Origin of the sequence: Peribacillus sp. FSL K6-5616, from assembly GCF_038008245.1 — a bacterium.
GTDB lineage: Bacteria > Bacillota > Bacilli > Bacillales > DSM-1321 > Peribacillus > Peribacillus frigoritolerans.
Window position 1 is genome coordinate 1496809 of record NZ_JBBOYT010000001.1, and the last position, 25812, is coordinate 1522620.

Consider the following 25812-nt stretch of genomic DNA (forward strand, 5'->3'; position numbering starts at 1 on the left):
CTAAGAAAAATATATTGTGGTGATGAAATGAACAGCAAATATCTATCGCTATATGGTGATATCGTTTCAAAAATTGAAGAAGGAACCTTTCCGACAAATTCAAAGCTTCCTTCCGAAAGCAGCTTCATGGAAGAGTATGACATATCCAGGGATACTGTGAGAAAGTCCTTACAGTTGCTTGAACAAAATGGATATATCCATAAAATCAAAGGCAAGGGTTCATTTGTCTTGGACTTCAGCAAATTTAATTTTCCTGTAGCAGGGTTGATTTCCTATAAAGAAATGGTGGAAAAGTTGAATTTGCATTCCAAAACGATCATTCATAAGTTGGAGCTTGAGACCCCCGACTCAAATATGGCCAAGCTTCTAGACTTAACTGATGGGGGTAAAGTATGGAAGGTTTTCCGGATACGGCAAATCAATGGGAAGAAAATCATACTGGACAAAGACTATTTCAAAAGCGAGTTCGTAAACAGCCTGACAAAGGAAATTTGTGAGGATTCGATTTATGGATATATCGAAAAGGAACTTGGGCTCCAGATTGGTTTTTCAAATAAGGAAATTACCGTGGAGCCATGCAGTGAAGAAGATAAACAATTATTGGACATTGAAGACTTCGATATGGTGGCAGTTGTGAAAAGTACAGTCCATTTAATCGATGGAAGCTTGTTTCAGTATAGCGAATCCAGGCATAGACCCGATAAATTCAAGTTCACGGACTTTGCACGGAGAACGTGGTGAAGTCTACTAATATTTTTGAATGAGCGGGGAGAGGAGGAGAGTCAAACTTAGTTTGATTCTCCTTCCGCTTGTTTGGAGGTATGGGAAGCATTTAGTAAAACCACTCCGCCAATTATTAATACTAAGCCGCCTAATGTAGTGATACTAAATGGCTCATTCCATAAAAGCACACCAATCAATGCTGTTAAAGCTGTGCCTATTCCTGACCAAATGGCGTATGCTAAGCTTAACGGAATTGTTTTAAGACATACAGATAAACTATAAAATGCTATACCAAATCCTATCATAACCCCAAATGTAGCGAATAAATGTGTGAAGCCTTCAGACAGCTTAAGCATGGTCGTACCAAATACTTCGCTTATGATTGAAATTCCTAAAGCTATGTATCCTTTCATATTGTTACCTCCGATTACTAATTTATTAAGAAGTGCCTTCACTAGAGAGTTTCAATACAATCACTCCGCCAATGATCAGGACTAAACCTAAAAATTTTGTTAGGTTAAAGCTTTCTTTATAAACGATAACCCCCACTAAAGCAGTTAAAGCTGTGCCTATTCCCGACCAAATGGCATAAGCCGTTCCAAGAGGGATGGTTATTAGAGATAACGATAGGCAATAAAAAGCCAAACCCATCCCAATAACCACACCAATGGAAGGGAATAACCTTTTAAACCCGTTTGATACTTTTAACATCGAACTGCCAAACACTTCACTTAGGATGGCAATTGCCAAAAATGCATAAGGATTCAAGATGAACTCCTCCTAAATATTGATTACTATTTTTCAATCTCTTCCCCCAAGAATCTTAACATCTAAAGGTCTCATATTAAAACCCATACCACCTTTATTCAGTTACATATTTTCTGTAATGGCAGAAAACATCCAGTTACGCTCAATATTAGACTGAAAGTGATAAAATAAGCCGCTTCCTCCAACCTGATAGCAACATAAAAAGAGGGTTGAACAGGGATTTTGTCGAAAGACTCCTTTAACGATTATATAGGAGTGACGTATTTCATGGAATTTATTATAAACAAAGAATGTTTCAATAAGGCGATTTCAGATGTCAGCCATGCCGTTTCCATAAAAACGGCAATACCCATTTTATCAGGAATAAAGATAGTGGCTAATGACGATTGCTTAACCCTTCTTGGTAGTAATTCCGATATTGTCATTGAAAAAACCATTCCTTTAACGATTGATGGTGTATCAGGATTGGAGGTTTTTGAAAAGGGTACGGTTGTTTTATCAGCCAAATATTTAAGTGAAATCGTCAAAAAATTACCTGATGTCATCCATGTAAAGCTGAACGGAAATCAATCAGTTACTATTAAATCAAATGAAATAGTCATGAACCTAAATGGACTACATTCCGGGGAATACCCAAATATTCCTCAAATAGATGGAGCTGGTTATTTTAATATCCCAAGTGTTGAATTATTGGAAATCATAAAACAGACTGCGTTTGCCGTGTCTAAAAACGAGACCAGACCTCTACTTACAGGAGTCAATTTGTCTATCAAGGAAAACAAGCTTACTTGTGTTGCAACGAATTCCCATCGTTTAGCGTTAAGAGAACTTCCGTTGGAATCGAAGGTGACGGGGTCTTTCATCATTCCAAGTAAAAGCCTTAATGAGTTAACCAAGTTATTTAATAATGAAGCGGATACCATACATATTTTCATCACAGAAAGCTATATCGTCTTTCAAACAAATCATATCTCACTTTTTTCAAGGCTGATTGAAGGTAATTATCCGAATGTATCAGAATTGCTGCCAAAAGATTTGAAAACGATCATCACCGTGGATACCAAAACACTATTAAAGGGTATTGATAGGGCCTGCCTTTTTGCAAGTGAATGGAGAAATAACAATGTACTTATAGAAATCCTAGATAAAAGTAAGTTAAGGATATCTTCTAATTCATCGGAATTAGGGAAAATAGAAGAAACGCAAAGCATCATGTCAATCAGAGGTGAGGCGGGGTTAAGTGTATCACTGGATGGAAGCTTTTTATTGGATGCCTTAAAAGCGATAAAAGAAAACGAGGTAAAGCTAAGTTTTGGCGGTCCAATGAGACCTGTCTTAATCGAGCCAAGCGATAATTCCTCCTATCGTCATCTTATATCACCAGTGAGAACATACTGAGGAACAAAGCCTAAGAAACGAATAACGGGGGAACGGCAACAGCCTATTACTTCAGGTCGAAGATATGGTAACGGTCAATCACCAAGAAAAAGAGATCCTGTAAAATCTGGACCCATTATATTCATAGTGATAGGAAAAAGGGTCTTCATTCTTGGTGTAAGGCCGGCAACTTGATTTCGAAGGTAAAGGTAGAACCTTTCATCTAGCCAAATACATCCGTCCATCAATTGAATGGAAAAACCTGTCGGCAGTTTGAAGAACCTTTGTAAAGACATAGTTTATTTTAAGATATACCTCGATAGAATATATAATATGCATGTGATCCAACAATAGCAAAATACTCACTATTGGTTTGTTAGTAGGATGTATTTCTCCTATGTCCAGTTAGGAACACTCCAAGAAGGAAACCTTGACCGCCAATTGTTTTTCCTAAGAACGGGGAGGTTTCACTTATTGGCGTAAGTAGTGGAATTGTGCATCCAACTGTTAAAATTTCATATACTATGGGCAAAATACTCATTTAAGAGGAAGCTCAACTACTAAACGCAAAGGGATCAAGCTGAAGTTTTCCCGGAAGCAGTTGCGCTTCACGTGTTTTTTTCAGTGTCCCCAGTTGATCTAAAGTAATCATTTCAAGTTGATCTCGCTGAATAGAATCATGTATAGAAAGCATCCTCATTAATACTTCTATTTTAAAACAAAAATGAATCTAGGCAAAAGTGTTCTATCTAAAAGGTAAGACAAAGTTGATTGGAGCGGGTGTTCGAGACTCCTGCTTAGAAAAGCGCGTCTAGGGGAGACCCCGCAGGCGAAAGCCGAGGAGGCTCCCCGACCGCCCGCGGAAAGCGAGTGCCCTACGTTCCAATCAACGTCCAAATTGTACAAGCCATAAAAATAGACAAACTCGATTTTCATCGAGTTTGTCCACAATCTGAAGGGATCTTCTGTATGAAGACCCCTTTTTACTACTTATTCAACGAAAGACCCTTAAATCAAAGCTTAACAAAAGTTTTTGGTTAATCCGGCATGATTATATGGCTCCGTTTTAAGGTATACCCAACTGTGGAAAAATCAACGCAATATCATCCATATTGGCGTTTAAACAATGTTCTCTAGTGCGGTTTAGAGTGTACTAGCAACCCTTCATAAAACGTATTTCGAATGTGCAAAATCAAACCGTGCAGGAAGGAAAGGGTCACGCTTTTAAGTTGTAAAGCTCATGATCCTTATCCGCTTTCAAGAAGGAAGGATCGTGTTTTATCGTGCTTGAACTCACATATTCAACTATTACATATGCAAGGACATTAAGAAGATTCTCTCCGTAATATTTTTTTCGCTCATTAACCGTTTCCGATACCTTTTTCACTTGGCTGACGTTATCCTATGAAAATAGGATTCCTTATAATAAGTACAATTCATAGACTGCGTTAAGAAAGCCAGCGGCAGACAAGTTTGGCTTTCGAATAAGCCGTAAGCGTTTCATCAGAGGCTCCATCTGCTTTTATAAGATTAATGTTCCTTCATTTAGGCAAGTTGTCTGTGATCCATTGCCAGCAGCTTGTGGGGGCGAAGCGTTTAAAGTAACTAAAGTAGGTTTGGTGGAACTGATGTTTTGGAATAAATTTATCAGATAGTGGCTAGGATTGTACATTTGGAATGTGGACGTTGCTTGATTGTAATATAGTATAGGCAGGGGGGATAATTATGTATGTAAGTCAATCCAGGGATCATGAAGTAATTGCAAAATTAAATCGAAATGTTCACAATCTGCATGCAAAACTATATCCTAAGTATTTTAAGGAATATAATTATAATGCAATGAAAGAAACTTTTAAAAATTTGGTTGAAAATGATAATTTTGTTTTTCTAGTTTTAAAAGAACATGAAGTGCCAATTGGTTACGCATGGATTGAAATTAAAAACTATCCTGAAAGTGCTTTTAAAAATGAGTATAAATCAGTATATGTGCATCAGCTTAGTATCGTTGAAGGTCAAACCCATAAAGGTTACGGTAAAAAACTAATGAATGAGGTCTATGATATTGCTAAAAAGAATGATATAGATTTAATTGAACTGGATTATTGGTTTGAAAACATGGCAGCAAAAGAGTTTTATAAGAAACAAAATTTTAAAAAGTATAGGGAGTTTGCATTCAGACAGTTGTAAATCCTTTGTAACTCAATTCAAGAGGTTGAAGGAATTAATAAAAACCCCGATTCGGGGTTTTTTTAATTAATATCTTAACATTCTCCTCGAATAACTGGGGGGTTGAGGTACTCCACAAACAAAACTTTGTGAATAACACTCTTTTACGATACTTCGGGTATGCGGTATATAGGTGTTGAAGTGTTTATTCACGGTTGTTGTATGTGTCGGGTGAAAAACCGGAATAACAGTGTTAATGACATTGGTTTTAACATATTGCTTGGTCGGGGAGGTTTGAGATGGATTATATTGATTGGGCATTCTGTGAGGTGGGCAATATTGTAGTGGACATTGACCGCCTTTCGGATGCCCCCAGGGCTTATTATACATGTAAACACCTCCTGGGATTTTTTTGAAAGTCATTATTAGTTTATGAAAATAAATGATAAAGGGACTGGTATAAATGCCTTTATCAAAAATTACGGGCATATCAGATCCTTCAATCATTTTCAAAAAAAATGAATAAACATTAATTTACCGAATTCGGTTAATCGCTTTAAGAACAAATGACTTGTGTCTTTTCCGCCAGTTATTTTCCTTGCTTTTTTCCAAGCCCCATTCGGGAAATGTAGATAACCGTAATGCGGCAAATAATTGCCAGAAGGGTAGGTTAGTAAAATTTACCTCCGGCATCATGAATTTATATTGATTGGTGAAGTCATTCATCGCTTGCATTCCAAAATGATATAAAATTTCGAGTTGACTATTGGCAAGGTCAGTCAAAGGGTCCCCTAAACCTGAGTCTTCCCAATCAATTATGGAAACTAGTTTATCCTCTTTCCATAATATATTTCCTGGCCAATAATCACCATGAAGGATCACTTCCTTATTCATGGAGGGTAGGGGCATGGAGGATTTCAGCAGATCTCTAATCAAGCTCAAATTTAATGTTTCGTCCAGGATTACCCTATCTTTATTATTTAACATCTCGACATATGTATTTTCCAGTTTAGGCATGAATGGTAAAGATAAATCTACACAATTAACACGATGGATTTTTGCTAGATTGATTGCCAATTGCAAGATATGATCATTAAGATTTGAGGGAGTGAATTCTGACTTACCCTCAATAAACTCGATAAGTATGCATGGCTTGGAAAATATCTCGCAGGATTGCTCAAAGTAATATGGCATTGGTACAGGCAAACCGGCAGCTTTCAATATCCCTAAGAGCTTGTGTTCATATGAAGCAATATTTGGATTCCGTTTCAAGTCATTATCACCATGCTGACGAACGATCATTTTTACGATACGCCCTGACGATTGTAATATTTCCAGTCCTGTCACATTTGCAGAAATTCCGCCCATTAATTCCCATGCGCGAATTAGCTTGTTTCCTTGATCCAACTTTTTAACTAATTGTTCAAACTTATCATATTCATTTATCATACGATCTCTCCTTTTAAAATCCTGTACAATGTTTAGGAATGAAAGTTCACATTATCATTTTCTATAGCTTTCGTAAAAAATTCAAAGAATCCATTTAGCAATTTTTATAAATGAAACCAATAGCTTGTTACACACGTGAATTAATCTAAACAAAGTGAGGTGTGGTGCTGACATTGAAAATAGAAAAATATAAGGTGGAAACTGCGAAAGGGACGCTACAATATAATATTAGTGGAAACGGCAAACCCAATATAGTTTTGATTAATGGCATTACTTTCATTGACAAGAAACAGCAAACACATTGTCGCTGAAGAGAGTGGACATTTTCCGCAATTATCAGAACCGACTATAGTGATTGACTCAATTAAAGAGTGCGCAGAAGCGATAAATAAAACAAACCAAAAACCGATAAATTTGTGTTAATGTTGACTTTTCTTAATATCTCTCAATCTTCTTGTTCATTTGATTATAGATTGCTTATTCTCCAAAAATTCCTGATGCGAAAGTAAAAAAATAGAAAAAGTCTTTTTCAAAGAATTCCCGTCCATTGGGCGAATATCATCAAATAATGCCACTACACCTTTAGGGGGTGTATTTTTTTTTGAGAACGGCAGAATTTCTTTAATCCGATAGTTATGTGTACAAGCATTTGTTAATACGTAACATAAGATTAATAGAGGTGATAGAAATGGTGAAAGTATTTATTGATCCCGGCCATGGCGGTACGGATCCAGGCTCGGTCGGGAATGGATTGAGAGAGAAGGATTTAACTTTATCCATTGCAACTCGAATCAAAGACATCTTATTGATAGAATATAATAACGTTTCTGTGAAAATGAGCAGGACCCAAGATACCTACCCCTCCTTAAACGATCGTACGAATGCAGCGAACGCGTGGGGAGCTGACTTTTTTCTCTCCATCCACATTAATGCCGGCGGCGGAACTGGGTACGAGGATTACATTTATACGTCCACTAACCAGATAACGAAAACGTATCAAGATCATATTCATTCAGAGGTCATGAAGCTTATCAACATCCAGGACAGAGGACAAAAAACAGGAGATTTATATGTACTCCGTGAAACGGACATGCCTGCACTCCTGACTGAAAATGGATTTATCGATAATGTAAATGACGCAGCAAAGTTGAAAACGTCATCCTTTATCGAATCACTGGCTCGCGGACATGTAAACGGTTTAGTTAAATGCTTCAATCTAACTAAGAAAAGTACAGCTGTATACCACACTGTCGTTAGTGGGGATACAGTATATTCCTTAAGCAATTCTTATGGCAGTACGGTTCAGCAAATTAAAGATTGGAACGGTCTTGACAGTCAGTACACCATTACGGTTAACCAGAAATTGCGGGTGAAATGAATAATTAATAATTATTTATAATTTCCAGAAGCACACCACGCAGTAGCCCTTCTCAAAAAGAGAGGGGCCTTTTTGATTCAGGAATATGCATGTAACGAAAAACTGTACATTCTGCCGTCCTGATTCGGTCCTTCGATAAAAGCGGGAGGAATGAAAGGGGAAAATAATTTACACAGAAGGCCAAAGTGGACTTGTGCAATTGGGAGTCACTTTCTGTGAGTATATATAATCGCATTATTCAGGAAGTAAGCCTCTGACGGGATTCGAACCCGCACTCCTTTCGTAAGCATAGGCTAGGGGAGAACACGCTTCCCTACGGATTTTCACCGGCAGGAATTCCACCTGCCTCAGCGTAATTGCTTTTCGGTGCTTCTGAAACCCTTACCTTGCGACCCGGTGGCTACAATGTTTTCCGGCGCTCTTCCCTTCTAGAGCTACAGAGGCAAATGCTTAATTATAAGATTCTTATAGGGGGTTGTGAACCGCATTATAAAAATATGATGATTTTATTGCCCGATATAAACAATTTTATTCTTTTGCATGAAAGGAAAATATACTAAAAATGGCCCCTACTAAAGTTTCCAAATACATTCACTCAATGAAATAAGTAATCTGGGGGATAACGGATATGATATTTTAAATCGCCGATTGATAATTGCAGGTGATCAATAGCGACGCCGGTAAGTTTGCCCTTTAATGATTCCTTCATTGTTACGATAGTGATCGTTTTACCTAAATTCATCATTAGATGGTCAAAGAAAACTGGTTCTGTGGGAATTGTATAAGTCGGTGATAAAGTTTTCATCGTTTGCGGAAAGTTGCTCGTATACGCATAATGACCTGGCGGTAATACGTTATCTTGGCTTCCATATGGATAATTTTGCATGAATTATTCCACTCCTTTACTAATGTAAGGTATGCCTTTTTTTTTATGGGCTGACACAAATTAAAAGGATTTTATGTAAAGACAAATAAAAGAACAATACTAAAAAGCACAAACCATGATGGCTTGTACCTAAAATGCAACAGCATTAAGTTGATAAAAACTGTAAGAATTGAATCTATGTATGGCTGCTCATTATTCATTTATTTTACTTTCTTTCCGTATGAAACCCTCGAGTTGGATATTAATCGTATATTTTAATGGCTTGAACCACTTTTCCTAAAATACGGACTCTATCATTTTTTATGTTGTAGGTTTTTTCTTCATAAAAAGGATCCGTGCTGCAGGGAGTGAGTATGATGTTTTCTTCATTGATTCTCACTTTTTTGACCGTAGCATCGTGTCCATTTACCAAGACCACTCCAATTTTCCCGTTATCAAGGTAGGTTGTTTTTTCAACGAGAATCAATGATCCGTCTCTGAATTCTTTATTCATGCTATTGCCATTCACTCTAAGGAAAAAATATTCTTTATCCGATTTAAGCATCGAATTTAATGTCGGCATATAGGCTTCTATATATTCGTTGGTGAAATTAGGCTCTCCAGCAGGGATATTTCCGTAGACACCAATTAATCTTACATTCTTTTCATTTAGGAATTCCATTCCAGGATTATTTCTAACGATTGGCGCTCCTTCAATGAGGTGGGATAGCGGTATTTCAAAACAAGTGGACATCATGCTCAATTTATCCATTAAAGGTTTATTCCGTCCGGATTCCCAAGCTGATACTGCCGTAGGAGCTACTTTTAATACATTTGCCAAATCTTCTTGTGTCATTTTTCTTTCTTTTCTTAACATTTTAATCCGTTCACCAATGTGCATATTTCTTCACCTCTTACTTGAATATACACTATGAGTGAAAGTGAGTAAACGTAAAGTGCGTGAATTTTGCGAAAAATTGTTGGTAACTATACTTCAAGTGTGATATTATTTTTTTAGATAGGTGGTGACAAGATATGACAAGCGTTAAGTTCACACTTAAACAAGCCAGGAAGTATAAAGGATTAACTCAAGATGAAATGGCTAAAGTGCTGAAGATGGCCAAGAGGACTTACATTGACTATGAGCAATATAAGATTCCTTTGCGAATCGATAAGGCTTATTTATTTGCTGAATGTGTAGGGTTCTCGATTGACGATATCATTTTTTTTGACCCTGACCTACACTTCAAATGTAGTTGAAAGTTCAATTGTACCAAGCATTTCCTCAACAGATTGGCCATTTGAATCCATAAAATCCTGACTTCCATAGGACAAGATTCAAGTAACGATGGAAAGAAGGGGAACAAAGAGGAAAGGGAAATTAATTCTTTTGAAGTTGCATAGGAGCTGCTGACATTAGAACATTTGTAAAATACCTGTATGTAGTAAAAGGTGTACAAATCCAAACTTCTTGTGCAAATATACGATTGATACAGAGATTCCAAAAATGTCAGCCAATTGCTGTGAAAGAAAATTATTTACTTAATGTATAGGGCGGACTTCTAAACACCATGAATAGGAGCAAATGGACAATGGCAAATTCGAAGGAAAAGTTAATCTGGATGAACAAGCCCTTATCCTTTGCAGGATAAGGGCTTGTACTCTATTTTCGTGAATTGGCAGCATGTTTTCCTCCCAAAGCACGTCTTCATAAAATGAAAAAGACCCCATAGCTAAATGAATGGAAGGCAAATCTTCATACTTTTTCTCCATTATCAATAAAACTTCTTCTAGTTTTTTTCTCCCATCTTTATGAAGATAGCAGGTAATGGTATGCAAAAGTACAATTATATATTAATGAAGGCTAAAGAAGGCTATGGAAGGAGGGCATTGATAATTGGATGAGTTCAAAAAAATTCCAGATGATATTGGAGGAGATAACCCTTGAAAAGGAATGTAATCAATTATGTCGTTTTTCTTGTCCTCATTCTAACCATATTAATTATGGCAAAGCCAGACATTTCCTCAGCAGGAAAATTGAAACCGCCCTCCGAAACTTTCAGTCCAGGGGATTGGTTTCTTGGTAGTATTCCCCCCAATCTTGATACAAACAAACCACCAATCGTGTTTGTACAAGGGAAAAACGGCAGTTCAACCAGCTGGTATGGTGAAACGGAATATCATGGCGTCAATGATATGTATACCAAAGCGTATGAAGCAGGCTACCAAACGGTTTTTGTTCAGCTTCATGATTCAGCTGGAAATGGATCAGTGAGCCAATATGCCAATGGAAGGCTATTAGCTCAAATGCTTTCAGAAATCAGTAACCATTTCGGGGGCGAAAAAGTAAATATTATAGCTCACAGCAAAGGGGGCCCAGACACCCAAGCGGCTCTAGTCCACTATGGAGCACACCAATATGTTGGAAGGGTGATCACTTTAGCTTCCCCACATCATGGTTCTCACCTAGCTGATTTGGCTTATAGCTGGTATGCGGGCTGGCTTGGTTCCTTATTAGGTCAAAAAGATGAGGGAACTTATTCTTTACAAGTTGGTAAAATGGCTGAATTTCGTTCTGTCACGGATAACCATGTTAACTCTCGTAAAAACTTGTATTTCACTGTGGCAGGTATGAACAGAGGCCCGGTACTATCAGCCTTATCAATGGGGGGACAATATTTATCATCATATGGGGAAAATGATGGACTGGTGAATGTATGGAGTACAAAAATACCCTATGCAACACATTTATTTACGGATCCCAACTTTGATCACGACAATATTCGAGTTGGCTCAGCTGTATTTTCAAGAATTGAACCCTATTTAAAAAGCACATCCACCACTGGGATTCCTGCATATCATGTCAATTATAAAGAACGAGTTGAAGATGATGTCATTACAACCGCACTCGCTCAAACCATTCTGGGTGATGTCCTGAAACAAAATGTCTGGGTCGAACAAAGCTTCCATGTAAATGAAGCGGCCCCAGGTAATATAAGCATATATACAGCCTCAAATGATGTCGAGGTTGAATTGATTTCTCCATCCAATAAAAAGTATTCACCTTCCTTAAAGGCCCATTCAGCCAAAAATGAAACTTCCTTTTTTAATGGTGCAACCATCCAATCATTCTACAGAAATAACCTTGAAATTGGTGACTGGAAAGTACGAATGAAGACTGAATCGCCAAAAGACGCCTACCTGTTCACAGCACAATTTAACGAAAAGAACCCCATTACATTAAGTATGGCCGGAAAAGTAAAGCAAAAAGATGCAAAATTTTTAATAAAGAATCCAATGAATGATAAAAAAAGACCAATCAGCACAACATTTTTGGTTCATCTGCTAGATGAAACCGGTAAAGAAATTAGTGGAAAAAACTCCATTAAGGCAATGGATACTGAAAATTTTACTGGCACCCTTCCAGAAGTACCTAAGTCAGGTGTTTATAATGTAACAATAGATGTTAAGGAAAAAAATGTGGATGGTACCGAAAGAACCCGGACGCTGATTCGTTCGGTCTATATTGAGAAATAGCGAAATGCCTTCTCTTAGTTGAGGAGGCATTTTTTTGATGAAATATGAGGTAGGTACGGGTAACTAGGGAGATGGTAATTCCGCCAATGTAAACAGCCGTACTCCTATATAAAAGTATTAATTCAACGGGTGTTAGGTGGATATATTTAGGAGTGAGTTCCCTGGAAATAAAGATTTATGCTTGGTAATGAGAGATCTAATGAGCAAGGAAACATTCATTAAGCAAATTGCTCCTTATGGCCAGAAAATTAAACAGGACATATTGGTGGAATGACTTGGTCGATCTAACCTTATTAAAGTGAACCAAAGGTTAAGAGTGAAATTAATTGTAAAGGGGGGATTTTAAACCCTTTTTTTTATTTCAATGAGCTTGCTTCCAAAGTACATATTACCAGAAAGGCGATGGTATAACTTTCATCCGTTATAAAGGATGTTTAATTTCCCATGAAACTAGATTCTATTAAAAAATATTTCAATATCTACTCTTCCAAATGCATATTGAGAGAATTCTGGACATAAATTAAACAAACAAAAAAAGCGCGGGAAGCGCTTTTAGTGTATTTGTCTATATAAGCCTATTACTTTTCCAAGTATCGAAACATCTCGTAAAATAATTGGTTCCATATTTGAGTTCTCAGGCTGAAGCCTTATGTAATCCGGTTCCTTAAAGAATCGTTTTACAGTGGCTTCATCATCTTCCGTCATCGCCACGACGATATCTCCATTATTGGCACTGCTTTGTTGTTTCACGATGACATAATCTCCATCATGAATTCCTGCTTCAATCATACTTTCACCCATGATTTCCAGCATGAATACATGGTCATCATGTGGAACCATGCTTTCGGGAAGCGGAAAGTATTCTTCAATGTTCTCAATGGCCGTTATCGGCATGCCCGCTGTTACTTTTCCAAGTAACGGCACGTTCACGACATTGGCTTTGGGAATATTGTTCGCTTCCTCCAAATTCATTATTTCAATGGCCCTTGGCTTGGTTGGGTCACGTCTAATAAGGCCTTTACTTTCCAGGCGGGATAAATGTCCGTGTACTGTTGAACTTGATGCAAGTCCCACTGCTTCGCCAATCTCCCGTACGGAAGGCGGATACCCTTTTTGGCGGACCTCTTCTTTAATGAAATCAAGAATATCTTGCTGCCGTTTTGATAGTTTTGTCATTTGTGCACCTCTTCCCCAATGTTCTTTGCTACATTATAGCATGGCCCCCATCTCTATACAAACATAAGTTCGAATTTTGTTGTTGACTGAAACAAACGTTCGTATTATAATTTGATCATAACATACGAACGAACATTCGCTTTGGAGGGATTATTATGAAAAAATTATACAAAAATTATATTTATACGATTCTATTAGCGGGATCAGTATTCATCTTTTCAATTTTATTCTCTTGTACATTGAACAATGATCAAAAAAAGGATTTCCTTTCTATAGAAGTAAGCGAAGGTGACACCCTATGGGGAATTGCCGAAGAATATGAAGAAACAAATTTGACAAAAAAAGAATTCATTGGTTGGATAGAAGAGAATAATGGAGTCAGTGCGGATTCGATAAAACCTGGACAAGTCATTGTCATACCGGTTAAAGGGGAAGAACTTGTCCAGAATTTGGCCAGTGAGCAGTAAGTAGTAAAGGTAGGGTATTATGAAGGCGGTAATCTATTGTAGGGTCAGCACCGAAAAAGAGTCACAGGAAACATCATTGGCAAGGCAGGAAGATGAATTAGTCAAATTGGCTGAAAAGATGGATGTGGAAGTTGTCTCCATTATAAAAGAACAGGCAAGTGGTTATGAGTTGAATCGGGATGGCATTTTTGACATGCTCGAACTATTTAAAACCAAAGAAGCTGAAGTCCTATTAATCCAGGACGAAACAAGACTGGGAAGAGGGAATGCCAAAATAGCCCTTTTCCATGTCATCCTTAAAGAAGATGTGAAAATTTATACGCTCTCACACGATGGGGAGCTGGAGTTATCGGATTCGGATGCCATGGTCATCCAGATAGTGGGCATTGTAGAAGAATATCAAAGGAAACTACATAATCTTAAAATAAAGCGCGGAATGATGAGAGCCGTTGAAAAAGGGTACCGTCCTCAAAAAAATCTTCACAACCAAAGGAATTCCACTGGAAGGGACCGTATGGAGATTCCTATTGAAGAAATTATTAAACTGCGTGCCAATGGGTTGACATTCTCAGAAATCGCAGCCACATTAAGGGGCTTTGGATACAATGTATCTAAGGCTACTGTGAACAGGCGTTTTCTCGAACATCAAATGAATAAAAAGGAAAGTAAATCATAGAACTTGTAATTTCGCTTTTTTTTTAATACCATGACAATATCCGCAGATTATGAAGGAGCGAAATTATGTTATCAAAAGACAAAATAGCCCGTATAAATGTACTTTCTAAAAAGGCAAAGGCTGAAGGCTTGACGGAAGTTGAAGCGAAAGAGCAAACCCAATTGAGAAGTGAATATTTGGAAACATTCAGAAAATCCATGTCCGACACGTTGGAGCATGTGAAGGTCGTGGATCCAGAGGGTAATGACGTCACTCCTCAAAAGATAAAAAATATAAAAGAAAAACGAAATTTACATTAATGCTTGGATTCCTCTGATGGAACATTCCATTTGAGGATTCTTTGGCATTTTGGAGTAAAAAGAGAGTGCATTCATGTATGTATTCTCCTATTTAGTTTAATCTAAATAGAGGCTTCTCTTATTTCTAGAAAATTTTAATATTGAGGCAGTAAATAGTGATTTTAGTTGTGATATTATGCTTGTCACTATAATATAAAGAGGTACATTACAGGAAGGGATGTTTTTACAATATGTTAGATAAATTAGATGCACTTTCTATCAATACGATTCGTACATTATCAATTGATGCAATTGAAAAGGCTAATTCCGGCCATCCAGGTATGCCAATGGGGGCAGCGCCAATGGCGTATAAACTATGGACCGAATATATGAACCATAACCCGAAAAATCCAGATTGGTTTAATAGAGATCGCTTTGTTCTTTCAGCTGGACATGGTTCTATGCTGTTATACAGCCTTCTTCATTTATCGGGCTATGGCTTATCTATCGATGATTTGAAAAGCTTCCGTCAATGGGGCAGTAAAACTCCAGGACATCCTGAATTCGGACATACGGCTGGTGTAGATGCAACTACCGGGCCGCTTGGACAAGGTATCGCAATGGCAGTCGGAATGGCAATGGCTGAACGTCACTTGGCAGAAAGCTATAACCGCGATTCTTATAATGTGGTCGATCATTATACATATAGCATTTGTGGAGATGGAGATTTAATGGAAGGTGTTTCTGCAGAAGCCGCTTCATTAGCTGGACATCTACAACTGGGAAGACTTGTTGTTTTATATGATTCTAATGATATTTCCCTTGACGGCGACTTAAGTCAATCATTTAGTGAAAGCGTAGCAGACCGGTTCAAATCTTATGGATGGCAATATATCCGCGTTGAGGATGGCAATGATCTTCAGGAAATTGCTAAAGCGATTGAAGAAGCGAAAACCGACGATGCACGCCCAACATTAATCGAAGTGAAAACGGTTATTGGTTACGGTTCACCAAACCGTTCAGGTAAATCTGCCGTTCACGGCGCTCCGCTTGGTGCAGATGAGCTTAAATTGACAAAAGAAGCATATAAATGGACATTCGAAGAGGACTTCCATGTACCTGAAGAAGTGTATTCACACTTCAATGAAGCTGTTGTTGATGCAGGTGCTCAAAAAGAAGAAGCTTGGAATGAATTGTTCAAAAATTACAAAGAAGCACATCCTGAGTTAGCACAGCAATTGGAGCTTGCCATCAAAGGTGAACTGCCTGCTGATTGGGATCAGGAAATTCCAGTCTATGAAGAAGGTAAAACATTAGCTTCCCGTGCTTCAAGTGGGGAAGTACTGAATGCGATCGCCAAAAAGGTCCCTAGCTTCATTGGGGGTTCTGCGGATTTAGCCGGATCTAATAATACTGCCATCAAAGGTGAGACAGATCTATTACCTGGTAATTACAGCGGCCGTAATATATGGTTCGGTGTACGTGAATTCGCTATGGGTGCGGCTTTAAATGGAATGGCACTTCATGGTGGCTTAAAAGTATACGGAGGAACATTCTTCGTATTCTCTGATTATCTACGTCCTGCCATAAGAATGGCAGCACTGATGGGACTGCCTGTAAACTATGTATTCACCCATGACAGCATTGCTGTAGGGGAAGACGGACCGACTCATGAGCCAATCGAACAATTGGCATCATTACGTGCAATGCCTAACCTAGGGGTAATCCGCCCAGCTGATGGCAATGAAACGGCAGCAGCCTGGAAAGTGGCTATGGAGTCTACAAATAAACCAACTGCTCTTGTACTGACTCGTCAAGGATTGCCAACAATTAAAGACACTTCCGAAACTGCGTATGAAGGTGTTTCAAAAGGTGCTTACATCATCTCTGCTTCTAAGAAAGAAGTAGCCGATGCATTACTACTTGCGACTGGTTCCGAAGTGAACTTGGCTGTGGAAGCACAGAATGCTTTAGCGAACGAAGGAATTGATGTTGCGGTAATCAGCATGCCATCATGGGACCGATTTGAAACTCAATCAAAAGAATATAAACAAAGCGTAATCAATCCGGCAGTGAAAAAACGTTTAGCTATCGAAGTGGCTTCACCGTTTGGCTGGGATCGTTATGCAGGTGATGAGGGTGAAATATTGGCCATCAATCATTTTGGAGCTTCTGCACCAGGCGGTAAAATCATGGAGGAATTCGGTTTCACTGTAGAAAATGTAGTTGCCCGTGTGAAAGAAATGCTTAAATAACAGTAATGCGGAACTGACACCAACTAGATTGGTGTCAGTTTTTTTATCAAAAAATCCTATTAAATATATTGAATGTGCTTCTATACTAAAGGAAATCTTCCATTCGACAAAAAAAGAAGAAAATTTCTCCAGCAAACAACATATCTTTTTAGTTTGTCAATATATAATGAGAATAAATAAATTTCGTTTAAATGTGTCAGTTAAAGGGGAAAGTCATCAAAAGTGGAAAATAGTGGACAGGGTGCTGGTGGTTAGATGTTTTCGTGACTAAAATAGGAAAGCTAGGAGGCATTGGCTGATGAGAACCTATCAAATTTATTTAATCGAAGATGAATTTGCCCATCATTATTATGGAAGAGAAAAGCTATTTTTCAATTTGTTTTTGGAATATATTCAAGCAAGGGGCAGACTGAAGAGTATTTTGCAAAAACAAATCGAATATGTCACCAAAAAAGTCCCGATTATCCAGTTGCAGTTAGCCATTGAACAACGTTTGCAAAAAAAGATGAATTATTGGACTCAAAATGGAAAATACTATTTAGAAAAAACAAACGGATCAAGTAAAGCCGTTTTAATCATTCAGAATGATTCCATTACTCTTGAAGCTGAAGGAGACTATGAAGCGGAGACGGCTTTCTTTGAAAGTATTCGAAAATATGAAGCGAGTTTTCTGGCCATTGATTTTGAACATGAAAAATACGGTTGGTTAAAACCGATAAAAGAAAGAAAATTTGTCTAAATGGGGGACTTTTCGGTAGCGGGTATTGTATAATAACCTTTGGTCTAGTACACTGATGTTAGACAACATGAAGGAGGAAATAGTATGTGGGTTTACATTCTAGTTGGCGTACTGGCATTGATTGCTGGAGTAGTGCTGGGATTTTTCATCGCTCGTAAATACATGATGGATTACTTAAAGAAAAATCCGCCAATTAACGAACAAATGTTGAAAATGATGATGATGCAAATGGGTATGAAACCATCCCAAAAGAAAATTAATCAAATGATGAGCGCCATGAATAAACAACAAACAAAATAAGATAGCATGAAACCTTGATATATCAATGTTCTTGGAAGATTGGATGCAAAATTTTATATAATATCGAAATGGATTTAGTCTGAATCCTTCCACCGATTTTATATAAAATTTTGGTTTATCTTTCATTTTTGTTTCTTAAGCCACTTTTTTCTGAATGAATGTTTCAGAAAAGGTGGTTTTTGTTTTGGAAGGGTAAGGTAAGTCCTCAATCTATGTGAGGGCTTTTTTATTTGGAAAGTTAAAACGCCAAAAAATTATACTTGTCCACACTTTCTATCAAAAGATGCATATACAGTATTAAGGAGGGTGGTTAGAATTGATAAAAGATCTTGTGAAAAAATGTAAGGTGTGTTTTCCCATATGTGAACTTAAATTTGAACACAAATGTAAATTTAAAGACAACAAATGGGAATCAAAATTCAAATTGAAATCTAAATGTAAAAAATAATAAATCTTTTCTATTAATCTTTTTATTTAAGCACTATACAATAATGAGTTAGTGAATATAAAATTGATTAAAGTAATCATCCGAGTAATCGGGTGTTTTTTATTTGAATGTTTGTAAATAGAAAAACCATTCATGAAGAAAGAATGGATTCGTTGTCAATTTAGTGTATCTATAATAAAGGTTTAAATATTATCACCGAGTCTTACATTAAGGCTCATTAACTTGGGCAATATTAAAAGCGTAAAGTGGGGATTTCACTGCATTAATAAATCGATCAAATATAGTGGAGGAAGCTGTTGAGGTTTTTGAGTTGACTTTTCTAACTGTAAATATTAATATTACAGTAATCCCCTTAAGGAGGATACGCAAAGTGAATAGTGAATTTACAATAGCTGTGCATAGTTTGGTCTATTTAGCTTATCTACCAGATCATATGGCAAGCAGTGAGTCCATCGCAGAAAACGTTTGTACAAACTCGGCTAGGATTCGGAAAATGATGAGCAGCTTAAGAAAAAAGGGATTTGTTAAGACTAAAGAAGGTGTGGGCGGAGGCTATATTCTAGACTGTAACCCTGAAGAGGTAAGTTTGGCGGATATTTATATAGCGGTCTCACATGGAACCCTGAAACCAAAGTGGTGTACAGGTGATCCGGAGAAAAAATGTGTCATATCTTCAAATACCCAGGTAGTCATGGATCAAATATTTGATGAAGCTGAATTATATTTCGAAAAATATTTAGAAGATATAACTCTCAGCACATTTTTGGAAAAAATTAAACAATGTCCGTGATATTGATTTAGTTTTTTCTTTGCACAAAATGTATATTTTATTAATACAGTTAATAACTATAGTTTTAATTTAAATGAACATAAAAGGGGTGCTAAGGAAATGGTTGAAAATAATCTGTTCAAAAATGGGGATTGGGTACAGGGAAAATCAAGAGATGGGGAACTAATCCATGGTTTCGTTGAAACCGTAAGCGATAATCGAGAAATCGTTAAAGTGAATGTAGTTGAAAGCGACAATGAAAAAGCGGTTGGGAAATCGATTTGGATTCCGAGTAAATGGACTGAAAAACTGCCGGATCTAGAAATCAGTAACGAAGCTCATCTTTTGGCCTTAATTGATTTGGCTTTACTTTCTAAAGATGAAACATGGTTTATGGAGTTATCCGGTAAATTGGAATCCATCAAAATCCACCCGAAAATAACTGCCCGGAAATCAGAGGTTCAAATCCCGGGAAATAGAATCGCAAAACTTGATTTTAAATAGATGGTGAGTAAAGATCACAAATATTTCGGATAATACAAGGAGGATATGATCATGACAATAGAACATGTTACAGATGATAATTTTGCTAGTGAAATCAAGGAAGGTTTAGTATTGGTTGACTTTTGGGCCCCATGGTGCGGTCCGTGTAAAATGATTGCCCCAGTTCTTAATGAAATCGATGAGGAAATGGGTAATCAGGTTAAGATCGTTAAACTTAATGTGGATGAAAATTCAAATACGACGAGCGAATATGGAGTGATGGGAATTCCAGCCCTTATTCTATTCAAAGATGGAGAAAAGGTAGATCAAGCTATTGGTTTCCAGCCAAAAGAAGCCATATCGGCATTAATCGCAAAATATGCATGATTATAATCATAATACGCGTTTGATATTTAATTAAGGGTTATACCAACCAACAGGGTGGGTAACTAAATGGAGGATTACTAAATGAATTCTAAATATACACCATTATTTGAATCGTTTAATTTAGGAAAGAAATTAGAAGTGAAAAATCGATTGGTGATGGCACCTATGACAAATTTCTCTTCTAATCCTGACGGGACTGTAACCGACGCCGAAGTTAATTATTATGAACGTCGGTCAAAAGGGGTCGGCATGGTTATAACGGCATGTACTTACGTGACGGCTAATGGCAAAGGTTTTCACGGGGAATTTGGCGGAGATCAGGATGAATTGCTACCTAGTCTAAATCGTTTGGCATCAGCGATTAAAACGGAAGGGGCAAAGGCAATTCTTCAGATTTTTCATGGCGGCCGAGAGGTTCCACCCGAATTGGTAAATGGTGATGTTGTCAGTGCAAGCAACATCCCATCGGAAGGTGAAGGGAAAGCAGTTCCACGTCCACTTTCTGAAAAGGAAATAGAATCGATCATTTTCGACTTTGGTGAAACCACCAGACGTGCCATTGAAGCGGGATTTGACGGTGTCGAGATTCACGGTGCAAATGGTTACTTGCTACAGCAATTCTTTTCGCCGCATTCGAACCGTCGTGAAGACAAGTGGGGCGGTTCTCTTGAAAAGCGCCTGACTTTTCCATTAGCGGTTGTGGATGAAGTGAAAAAGGCGGTTGCCAAACATGCCAAGGATCCGTTCATCGTAGGTTACCGTTTTTCACCGGAAGAACCGGAAACACCAGGAATCACCATGGATGATACACTTGCATTAATTGATGGGCTTGTAACAAAGGATCTGGATTATCTTCATGTTTCATTAATGGATTTCTGGTCGAAAGCAAGACGGGGAACCGACGTTGACCGACCTCGGATAGAGATCATTAAAGAACGTATCGGAGATCAAGTTCCATTAATTGGGGTTGGTTCCATCTATACAGCAGATGATGCGATCAAAGCATTGCAATCGGGGGTTCCGTTAATAGCATTAGGGCGTGAAATCATAATTGATCCTGAATGGGTACAAAAAGTGGAACAAGGCAGGGAAGCTGAAATCGTGACCAAAATAAACAAAGGAAATCAGCAGCAACTTGATATTCCAGACCCATTATGGCAAGCGATCATCCACTCTCCAGGATGGTTTCCGGGGATTGAATAAATAAAAGTTTGTAAAAGTACTGATTTGGTTTTTATATAACCCGGTTAAGAAACACATATAAAAGTGTTCTTATCCGGTTTTTTATGTATAGAAAAGTCATTTATATGAATGAGAATCTAATAAGTGATTTTAAATTGAGACCGAATGAGTAACTGAGCATTCTATTTCTAAGCTGATTCAGAAATAAAACAGGGGAAAGTTTAGAATTTTTATTGACTAGCACTTAAGCCTCAACCGCAGATACATTCGGAAATTTTGGGCTTTCTTTACAGAACGCGTGGAAAAGGTAGGAAGGACGCTAGTTAACAGAATAGCTAATATTAAAGATATTTGCAGAGAAATGATAAGTAAAAGAGACAATATAAAATGTTCATCTAAAGATGCATCATAGCTAAAGATAAAAAATAAAATCACTGATATTATTAAAATGAAAATGAAATTAATAATGACTTGCATCATGGGCCCCCATTCTAACAACAGATCAATAAGACAGCGTCAATGCATATGCAACGTCCATTTCCTTGTTGATCTTGAGAATATCTGTGCTGGTGTTGTTTTACTTTCCCTCCACTTGTTGGCAGATATAGTCCTGAACCTGAAGGGAAACCAATTGACATTTTATCCACTAAAGTAAATGAAGGTGTTTTTAGCCATTGAAAGTTACCATATATATAATTTATCTTCTTTTGAACGATCACTTTTTACTTTATATACAGTTCCTCCTATTTTTAAAGTTGTTGCAGCAATTGATGCTGCAAAAGTGCTGATTTGCCCTGGTTTAGTAACTTCTGGATCATATATGAACATAAATTCCAATCCAGAATCAATAACATTAGCCTGCTCTTCAATTAATCGTCTTGAAACTTCAACAGGTAAATCCTCGGCTTCTTCTTGAGTATTGCCGACTTTATTTACAAGATAATTCAACTCTTCTGGTGTCAGTCTTTCTTCGCTAACGCTTGTACCATTTTCTTCGGCAAAACCCACTGCAGCAAGACTAAAGGAAAATAAAAATACTGCCACATAGGATAAAAACCTCATTTATTCCTTAACTTACAGCCGTTCTTTTGATTCAATGAGGACTCTCCGAAGATAAAAAAAACATGAGGATATGATCATTCTCACTATTACTGTAGTCTATTTTTCACGATTTTAGGTTTTAGACATGATATTTCAAATTTGGTACTTTTGTTTTCAATCCAAAATTTTATTTAGGCACTAGTCCTGTGGGAAATTCAAATCATACGGGAAGAGGAGAAACAGAATGAATAGGATTCGATAGTCCTTTAAAATTTAGCGGCATTATTCCAACTCCTTTGTGAAAATTACTGTACAAGAGTGATGCTTAGGTAGTTTGCATTTCAATATTGAAACCATCTAATTTAAATATGGGACAACCTATGTTCCTATTTCCTCAACACTATAATCGAAGTATCTGTTATTCGAGTTATTGGCTTTAATAACGACTAGAAAAATCTCTGAACTATGGGGAAAAAGTAAAAACACGGAGTGGTTTCATCCAACTCCGTGTTTTTCATAATATAGGGATTATAAAACCCAAGCTTCCTTAAAATAGAAAGGAATCAAGAGAGTATGGTCCAGCTCCGGTTAGCGCAACGCCAATCGCCACTGCAAGAATGGCAAGATTATATTCATAACCGTTTTGAGTTGCCCAGTAGCCATTTGCTCCATGGACTTTAAAGATTGCAACGAGCATTGTAAGGACAATTAATATACCTGCAAAGGGTGTAAGGAGACCTAAAGCAAAGAAAGCTCCGCCTATAAGTTCAGATAGACCGGCAAATAGGGCCATGGTAATTCCTGGCTTCATGCCAATTGAATCAAACCAGCCTCCTGTACCTTTCAAGCCATGACCGCCAAACCACCCAAATAATTTTTGAGCTCCATGTCCAACAAACGATAACCCTATTACTATGCGTATAACTAATAAACCAATACCAATCATTTATGATTCCTCCTAGAGTTTATTTTGAATTTAGATATCTTTAATCCGAGATTTATGTTTAAAAAAAACACAGTGATATTATCTCGAGTTAATTTATCTTTAATTAAAGATAATATGTTATGATCGATTTGTCAAACACAATTTTTATCATTTAAATTTATAGAAATTGCTTAGAAAAAGGAACGAGGATAGGTGAGGTTTCCAGGTTGAATTTGAAAATAAATATATTTAGGTAGAAAAAACCATTCCTTTTATTTGTAACGGATATCTCTTAAACGAATGCCTCCTGCTACATACATCTTACACATGAATTTCACACTGTTACTCGTAAATTTAGCTGTTTCCCTCGTAAATATTGCGTTTACACGTGAGTTTAGCTGATTTACTCGTGAATTCGCTCTATTTACTCGTCAGTTTAGCTGATTTACTCGTGAATTCCGCATTTACTCGTGATCAATATATATTGAAATCAATTGAGGCCGCCGACTTGGAAGTACAGTTAAGGAATTGTTTAAGATCCGGCCGCCATTTTTAGATAATCGAGAATACTTCATATATGGTGTGTAGGGTGCTGCAACGAGGATTAAATAACGTACACAACCGGGTGTCACATTGGGGTAGTAAGTGGTCCGGACGGTTCTTCCGTCTTTGCTGGATCTCCTGCTGTTCTAGTTGTGACAAACTATGCTCCGACATCCCGATGTTGATATTGCAAAATGATTCATATGCATTATTTTAAATGGAAAAACAGACAGTGCCTATGGCGGTTGCCTGTTTTCTTATATTGCAAAGGTCATGCCTAAGTAACCTAATTGAGAAAGAAGGTAAAAAGGGGAGATTGACAGCAAAATAATTCATATAATAACTTATGTGGTTATCAATGGGAGATGTACCGGATTAAAAATTTGTACCGGTTTTATAAAAAAGTTCATTATATTTATTTAGTAACTGATCAAGTTGCTGGCTATATTCAACGGCAACATGCGAGTTTAAACCATCTTTAGCGACAATTTTGATAAGTTCATTTCTCTTTATTTCAATCTGTTCGAGAAATTCATTCTTTTTAGCCATTATATTTCCTTTCTGGCCCCAACATTTATTTCAAGGTACCCTTAATTTATGTATTCGTTGTAAAATCTGTATGAATATAACAATTATATCGGCTTGGACTAATGAATTCAAATAAGTTAACTTAGCCCGTCGCCCATCCAGTTATAAGCTATTGGTTGTCATGAAATATTCACAGTTCCATAAATGTATTTTTTTATCTTATTTGTTACAATGTTTATAGGTTGACATACATAGGAGTGAGCTTATTTGAATGATATTAATATGTTTTTAGCTTTTGGGGCGGGATTCCTGAGTTTTATTTCGCCTTGCTGCTTACCGCTATATCCGGCCTTTTTATCTTATATCACTGGTATGAGTGTAGGTGAAATCAAATCCGAGAACGCCATGCTCCAAAGAAGAAGCATGCTGCATACTTTATTCTTCCTTCTTGGGTTTTCCCTGGTTTTTATTGCAATTGGTTTTAGCACTTCATACTTAGGTTCTTTTTTCTCGGATTACAAAGAGTTAATTCGTCAGATTGGTGCTATCCTGATTATCATTTTTGGTTTATTCATTGTAGGAATCTTTCAGCCGAAATCATTGATGAAAGACAGTCGTTTTGAATTCAAGAATCGACCTAGCGGATATATAGGTTCCATTCTTATCGGACTGGCCTTCGCCGCTGGATGGACTCCTTGTGCAGGTCCGCTGTTAGGTGCTGTCATATCATTGGGTGCAACGAATCCAAGTGCTGCCATGAGCTATATGACTGCCTATATTTTAGGATTTGCCATCCCGTTCTTCATATTATCCTTCTTTGTCGGAAAGTTGAAATGGATCAAAAAGTACAGCCAATACATCATGAAGATTGGCGGATATTTGATGATTATAATGGGTGTGGTTTTATTTTTTGATTGGATGACCAAAATAATTGCAGTCCTGTCTAGACTATTCGGTGGCTTTACAGGTTTTTAGTCCATAATAAGTTAATTTTTCAATATTATTCTAATTGTGGCCTGCTATTAGGTCTTATGGTGTCCATTTCGTTGATTTTCGGTATAAGGTCAGTCACTAAGTGGTTGATGAAGGCGGGATTAAGCGGTAAGCATTAAATATTATATAGAAATTAAATCCTGATCTAAGAAATTAAGAGGGAATTCAGGCAGCGAAGGTCATAATGCAAAAATGGTTGACGAAGGCTACAGAAGCCGGGGCCAAGGTTTTATCGTCAAGCCTTTTGTCGAGGGCGGGAATTGGAAGCATCATCAAAAGCGAGCTTAATTAATAAACACCTCCTTGTTTATCTTAAATAGGTACTATATACTTTGTTTATAAATTGAAGTCATATATAA

The 25812-nt window shown here is 37.3% G+C and carries 29 protein-coding genes; 17 read left to right on the top strand and 12 right to left on the bottom strand.

The genetic code is table 11. The features are described 5' to 3' along the window. Positions 1 to 27: 27 nt before the first annotated feature. On the top strand, positions 28 to 741 hold the full coding sequence (gene treR, locus MHB45_RS07185) for a trehalose operon repressor (RefSeq protein WP_048685941.1): 714 nt from the start codon (positions 28 to 30) through the stop codon (positions 739 to 741). Positions 742 to 788: 47 nt separating this feature from the next. Here treR and MHB45_RS07190 read toward each other — a convergent pair whose 3' ends face one another. Both MHB45_RS07190 and MHB45_RS07195 read right to left on the bottom strand, forming a co-directional pair. Further along, the gene (locus MHB45_RS07190; RefSeq protein WP_048685943.1) at positions 789 to 1136 is read right to left on the bottom strand and encodes a DMT family transporter; all 348 of its coding nucleotides are present in this window, start codon (positions 1134 to 1136) and stop codon (positions 789 to 791) included. 25 nt (positions 1137 to 1161) lie between these two features. Further along, entirely contained in the window at positions 1162 to 1491 is a 330-nt protein-coding gene (locus MHB45_RS07195; protein ID WP_048685945.1) for a DMT family transporter, read from the bottom strand. 267 nt (positions 1492 to 1758) lie between these two features. Between MHB45_RS07195 and dnaN the strand changes: the two genes are divergently transcribed. After that, positions 1759 to 2889, top strand: a complete 1131-nt coding sequence (gene dnaN / locus MHB45_RS07200; RefSeq protein WP_072272806.1) for a DNA polymerase III subunit beta — start codon at positions 1759 to 1761, stop codon at positions 2887 to 2889. 532 nt (positions 2890 to 3421) lie between these two features. Here the strand turns inward: dnaN and MHB45_RS07205 are convergent. Beyond that, positions 3422 to 3562: a hypothetical protein gene (locus tag MHB45_RS07205; protein ID WP_161922644.1), complete on the bottom strand. Its 141-nt coding sequence runs from the start codon at positions 3560 to 3562 to the stop codon at positions 3422 to 3424. A gap of 522 nt (positions 3563 to 4084) precedes the next feature. After that, the gene (locus tag MHB45_RS07210) at positions 4085 to 4255 is read right to left on the bottom strand and encodes a hypothetical protein (protein ID WP_161922643.1); all 171 of its coding nucleotides are present in this window, start codon (positions 4253 to 4255) and stop codon (positions 4085 to 4087) included. A 338-nt stretch (positions 4256 to 4593) separates the two neighbouring features. Between MHB45_RS07210 and MHB45_RS07215 the strand changes: the two genes are divergently transcribed. Beyond that, a complete protein-coding gene (locus MHB45_RS07215; RefSeq protein WP_063592965.1) occupies positions 4594 to 5055 on the top strand; it encodes a GNAT family N-acetyltransferase in 462 nt (153 codons plus the stop codon). A gap of 66 nt (positions 5056 to 5121) precedes the next feature. Here the strand turns inward: MHB45_RS07215 and MHB45_RS07220 are convergent, their stop codons facing one another. Continuing rightward, positions 5122 to 5541 carry a CotD family spore coat protein gene (locus tag MHB45_RS07220; RefSeq protein ID WP_309247790.1) on the bottom strand — a complete coding sequence of 140 codons (420 nt, stop codon included), beginning with the start codon at positions 5539 to 5541 and terminating at the stop codon, positions 5122 to 5124. Between the two features lie 27 nt (positions 5542 to 5568). After that, positions 5569 to 6483 carry an aminoglycoside phosphotransferase family protein gene (locus MHB45_RS07225; protein ID WP_072272808.1) on the bottom strand — a complete coding sequence of 305 codons (915 nt, stop codon included), beginning with the start codon at positions 6481 to 6483 and terminating at the stop codon, positions 5569 to 5571. 688 nt (positions 6484 to 7171) lie between these two features. On the opposite strand from MHB45_RS07225, the gene MHB45_RS07230 reads away from it, so the two are divergent. Further along, complete coding sequence (locus MHB45_RS07230; protein ID WP_072272809.1) at positions 7172 to 7861, top strand: N-acetylmuramoyl-L-alanine amidase; 690 nt, start codon at positions 7172 to 7174, stop codon at positions 7859 to 7861. 595 nt (positions 7862 to 8456) lie between these two features. Here the strand turns inward: MHB45_RS07230 and MHB45_RS07235 are convergent. Further along, positions 8457 to 8747 carry a DUF2642 domain-containing protein gene (locus MHB45_RS07235; RefSeq protein ID WP_072272810.1) on the bottom strand — a complete coding sequence of 97 codons (291 nt, stop codon included), beginning with the start codon at positions 8745 to 8747 and terminating at the stop codon, positions 8457 to 8459. A gap of 241 nt (positions 8748 to 8988) precedes the next feature. After that, a complete protein-coding gene (locus MHB45_RS07240; RefSeq protein WP_048685953.1) occupies positions 8989 to 9627 on the bottom strand; it encodes a LexA family protein in 639 nt (212 codons plus the stop codon). Between the two features lie 134 nt (positions 9628 to 9761). On the opposite strand from MHB45_RS07240, the gene MHB45_RS07245 reads away from it, so the two are divergent. Beyond that, a complete protein-coding gene (locus MHB45_RS07245; protein ID WP_034312951.1) occupies positions 9762 to 9986 on the top strand; it encodes a helix-turn-helix transcriptional regulator in 225 nt (74 codons plus the stop codon). A gap of 744 nt (positions 9987 to 10730) precedes the next feature. Further along, a complete protein-coding gene (locus tag MHB45_RS07250; protein WP_048686028.1) occupies positions 10731 to 12263 on the top strand; it encodes an esterase/lipase family protein in 1533 nt (510 codons plus the stop codon). A gap of 552 nt (positions 12264 to 12815) precedes the next feature. Here the strand turns inward: MHB45_RS07250 and lexA are convergent. Next, positions 12816 to 13439, bottom strand: a complete 624-nt coding sequence (gene lexA / locus MHB45_RS07255; RefSeq protein ID WP_048685959.1) for a transcriptional repressor LexA — start codon at positions 13437 to 13439, stop codon at positions 12816 to 12818. 155 nt (positions 13440 to 13594) lie between these two features. On the opposite strand from lexA, the gene yneA reads away from it, so the two are divergent. From yneA to MHB45_RS07305, 10 genes are all read left to right on the top strand, one after another. Next, positions 13595 to 13906: a cell division suppressor protein YneA gene (gene yneA / locus MHB45_RS07260; protein ID WP_048685961.1), complete on the top strand. Its 312-nt coding sequence runs from the start codon at positions 13595 to 13597 to the stop codon at positions 13904 to 13906. A gap of 19 nt (positions 13907 to 13925) precedes the next feature. After that, positions 13926 to 14582, top strand: a complete 657-nt coding sequence (locus tag MHB45_RS07265; RefSeq protein WP_072272811.1) for a YneB family resolvase-like protein — start codon at positions 13926 to 13928, stop codon at positions 14580 to 14582. Positions 14583 to 14647: 65 nt separating this feature from the next. Then, entirely contained in the window at positions 14648 to 14881 is a 234-nt protein-coding gene (locus tag MHB45_RS07270) for a DUF896 domain-containing protein (protein WP_048685964.1), read from the top strand. 230 nt (positions 14882 to 15111) lie between these two features. Further along, positions 15112 to 17115 (top strand): transketolase, encoded by a 2004-nt coding sequence (gene tkt, locus MHB45_RS07275; RefSeq protein WP_048685965.1) that lies wholly within the window; start codon positions 15112 to 15114, stop codon positions 17113 to 17115. A 298-nt stretch (positions 17116 to 17413) separates the two neighbouring features. Beyond that, a complete protein-coding gene (sirA, locus tag MHB45_RS07280; RefSeq protein ID WP_034312935.1) occupies positions 17414 to 17854 on the top strand; it encodes a sporulation inhibitor of replication protein SirA in 441 nt (146 codons plus the stop codon). Positions 17855 to 17938: 84 nt separating this feature from the next. Beyond that, positions 17939 to 18154 carry a YneF family protein gene (locus MHB45_RS07285; RefSeq protein ID WP_034312934.1) on the top strand — a complete coding sequence of 72 codons (216 nt, stop codon included), beginning with the start codon at positions 17939 to 17941 and terminating at the stop codon, positions 18152 to 18154. Between the two features lie 818 nt (positions 18155 to 18972). Next, positions 18973 to 19392 carry an RrF2 family transcriptional regulator gene (locus MHB45_RS07290; protein WP_048685970.1) on the top strand — a complete coding sequence of 140 codons (420 nt, stop codon included), beginning with the start codon at positions 18973 to 18975 and terminating at the stop codon, positions 19390 to 19392. A 99-nt stretch (positions 19393 to 19491) separates the two neighbouring features. Then, positions 19492 to 19875, top strand: coding sequence for an IDEAL domain-containing protein (locus MHB45_RS07295; RefSeq protein WP_048685971.1), 384 nt, complete (start codon positions 19492 to 19494; stop codon positions 19873 to 19875). A 51-nt stretch (positions 19876 to 19926) separates the two neighbouring features. Beyond that, positions 19927 to 20241 carry a thioredoxin gene (gene trxA, locus MHB45_RS07300; RefSeq protein ID WP_048685973.1) on the top strand — a complete coding sequence of 105 codons (315 nt, stop codon included), beginning with the start codon at positions 19927 to 19929 and terminating at the stop codon, positions 20239 to 20241. Between the two features lie 81 nt (positions 20242 to 20322). Then, a complete protein-coding gene (locus tag MHB45_RS07305; protein WP_072272812.1) occupies positions 20323 to 21444 on the top strand; it encodes an NADH-dependent flavin oxidoreductase in 1122 nt (373 codons plus the stop codon). Between the two features lie 660 nt (positions 21445 to 22104). Here the strand turns inward: MHB45_RS07305 and MHB45_RS07310 are convergent. The 3 genes from MHB45_RS07310 to MHB45_RS07320 all read right to left on the bottom strand — a co-directional run bounded on the left by MHB45_RS07310 (position 22105) and on the right by MHB45_RS07320 (position 24481). After that, on the bottom strand, positions 22105 to 22467 hold the full coding sequence (locus MHB45_RS07310) for a hypothetical protein (protein WP_053087420.1): 363 nt from the start codon (positions 22465 to 22467) through the stop codon (positions 22105 to 22107). A gap of 544 nt (positions 22468 to 23011) precedes the next feature. Next, on the bottom strand, positions 23012 to 23410 hold the full coding sequence (locus tag MHB45_RS07315; protein ID WP_072272813.1) for a DoxX family protein: 399 nt from the start codon (positions 23408 to 23410) through the stop codon (positions 23012 to 23014). Positions 23411 to 24307: 897 nt separating this feature from the next. Beyond that, a complete protein-coding gene (locus tag MHB45_RS07320) occupies positions 24308 to 24481 on the bottom strand; it encodes an aspartyl-phosphate phosphatase Spo0E family protein (RefSeq protein ID WP_072272814.1) in 174 nt (57 codons plus the stop codon). Between the two features lie 246 nt (positions 24482 to 24727). Here MHB45_RS07320 and MHB45_RS07325 point away from each other — a divergent pair, with 246 nt between their 5' ends. Next, positions 24728 to 25435, top strand: coding sequence for a cytochrome c biogenesis protein CcdA (locus MHB45_RS07325; protein ID WP_034312916.1), 708 nt, complete (start codon positions 24728 to 24730; stop codon positions 25433 to 25435). Positions 25436 to 25812 lie beyond the last annotated feature (377 nt).

Bases quoted from the DNA above. Each gene is read 5' to 3' on its own strand.
- MHB45_RS07225 (WP_072272808.1), bottom strand. From the start codon at position 6,483: ATGATAAATGAATATGATAAGTTTGAACAATTAGTTAAAAAGTTGGAT.
- trxA (WP_048685973.1), top strand. From the start codon at position 19,927: ATGACAATAGAACATGTTACAGATGATAATTTTGCTAGTGAAATCAAG.
- sirA (WP_034312935.1), top strand. From the start codon at position 17,414: ATGAGAACCTATCAAATTTATTTAATCGAAGATGAATTTGCCCATCAT.
- MHB45_RS07220 (WP_309247790.1), bottom strand. From the start codon at position 5,541: ATGATTGAAGGATCTGATATGCCCGTAATTTTTGATAAAGGCATTTAT.
- MHB45_RS07265 (WP_072272811.1), top strand. From the start codon at position 13,926: ATGAAGGCGGTAATCTATTGTAGGGTCAGCACCGAAAAAGAGTCACAG.
- MHB45_RS07305 (WP_072272812.1), top strand. From the start codon at position 20,323: ATGAATTCTAAATATACACCATTATTTGAATCGTTTAATTTAGGAAAG.
- tkt (WP_048685965.1), top strand. From the start codon at position 15,112: ATGTTAGATAAATTAGATGCACTTTCTATCAATACGATTCGTACATTA.
- yneA (WP_048685961.1), top strand. From the start codon at position 13,595: ATGAAAAAATTATACAAAAATTATATTTATACGATTCTATTAGCGGGA.
- MHB45_RS07295 (WP_048685971.1), top strand. From the start codon at position 19,492: ATGGTTGAAAATAATCTGTTCAAAAATGGGGATTGGGTACAGGGAAAA.
- MHB45_RS07285 (WP_034312934.1), top strand. From the start codon at position 17,939: ATGTGGGTTTACATTCTAGTTGGCGTACTGGCATTGATTGCTGGAGTA.
- MHB45_RS07240 (WP_048685953.1), bottom strand. From the start codon at position 9,627: ATGCACATTGGTGAACGGATTAAAATGTTAAGAAAAGAAAGAAAAATG.
- MHB45_RS07205 (WP_161922644.1), bottom strand. From the start codon at position 3,562: ATGCTTTCTATACATGATTCTATTCAGCGAGATCAACTTGAAATGATT.
- MHB45_RS07320 (WP_072272814.1), bottom strand. From the start codon at position 24,481: ATGGCTAAAAAGAATGAATTTCTCGAACAGATTGAAATAAAGAGAAAT.
- MHB45_RS07250 (WP_048686028.1), top strand. From the start codon at position 10,731: ATGGCAAAGCCAGACATTTCCTCAGCAGGAAAATTGAAACCGCCCTCC.
- MHB45_RS07245 (WP_034312951.1), top strand. From the start codon at position 9,762: ATGACAAGCGTTAAGTTCACACTTAAACAAGCCAGGAAGTATAAAGGA.
- treR (WP_048685941.1), top strand. From the start codon at position 28: ATGAACAGCAAATATCTATCGCTATATGGTGATATCGTTTCAAAAATT.
- MHB45_RS07315 (WP_072272813.1), bottom strand. From the start codon at position 23,410: ATGATTGGTATTGGTTTATTAGTTATACGCATAGTAATAGGGTTATCG.
- MHB45_RS07270 (WP_048685964.1), top strand. From the start codon at position 14,648: ATGTTATCAAAAGACAAAATAGCCCGTATAAATGTACTTTCTAAAAAG.
- MHB45_RS07190 (WP_048685943.1), bottom strand. From the start codon at position 1,136: ATGAAAGGATACATAGCTTTAGGAATTTCAATCATAAGCGAAGTATTT.
- lexA (WP_048685959.1), bottom strand. From the start codon at position 13,439: ATGACAAAACTATCAAAACGGCAGCAAGATATTCTTGATTTCATTAAA.
- MHB45_RS07215 (WP_063592965.1), top strand. From the start codon at position 4,594: ATGTATGTAAGTCAATCCAGGGATCATGAAGTAATTGCAAAATTAAAT.
- MHB45_RS07235 (WP_072272810.1), bottom strand. From the start codon at position 8,747: ATGCAAAATTATCCATATGGAAGCCAAGATAACGTATTACCGCCAGGT.
- MHB45_RS07230 (WP_072272809.1), top strand. From the start codon at position 7,172: ATGGTGAAAGTATTTATTGATCCCGGCCATGGCGGTACGGATCCAGGC.
- dnaN (WP_072272806.1), top strand. From the start codon at position 1,759: ATGGAATTTATTATAAACAAAGAATGTTTCAATAAGGCGATTTCAGAT.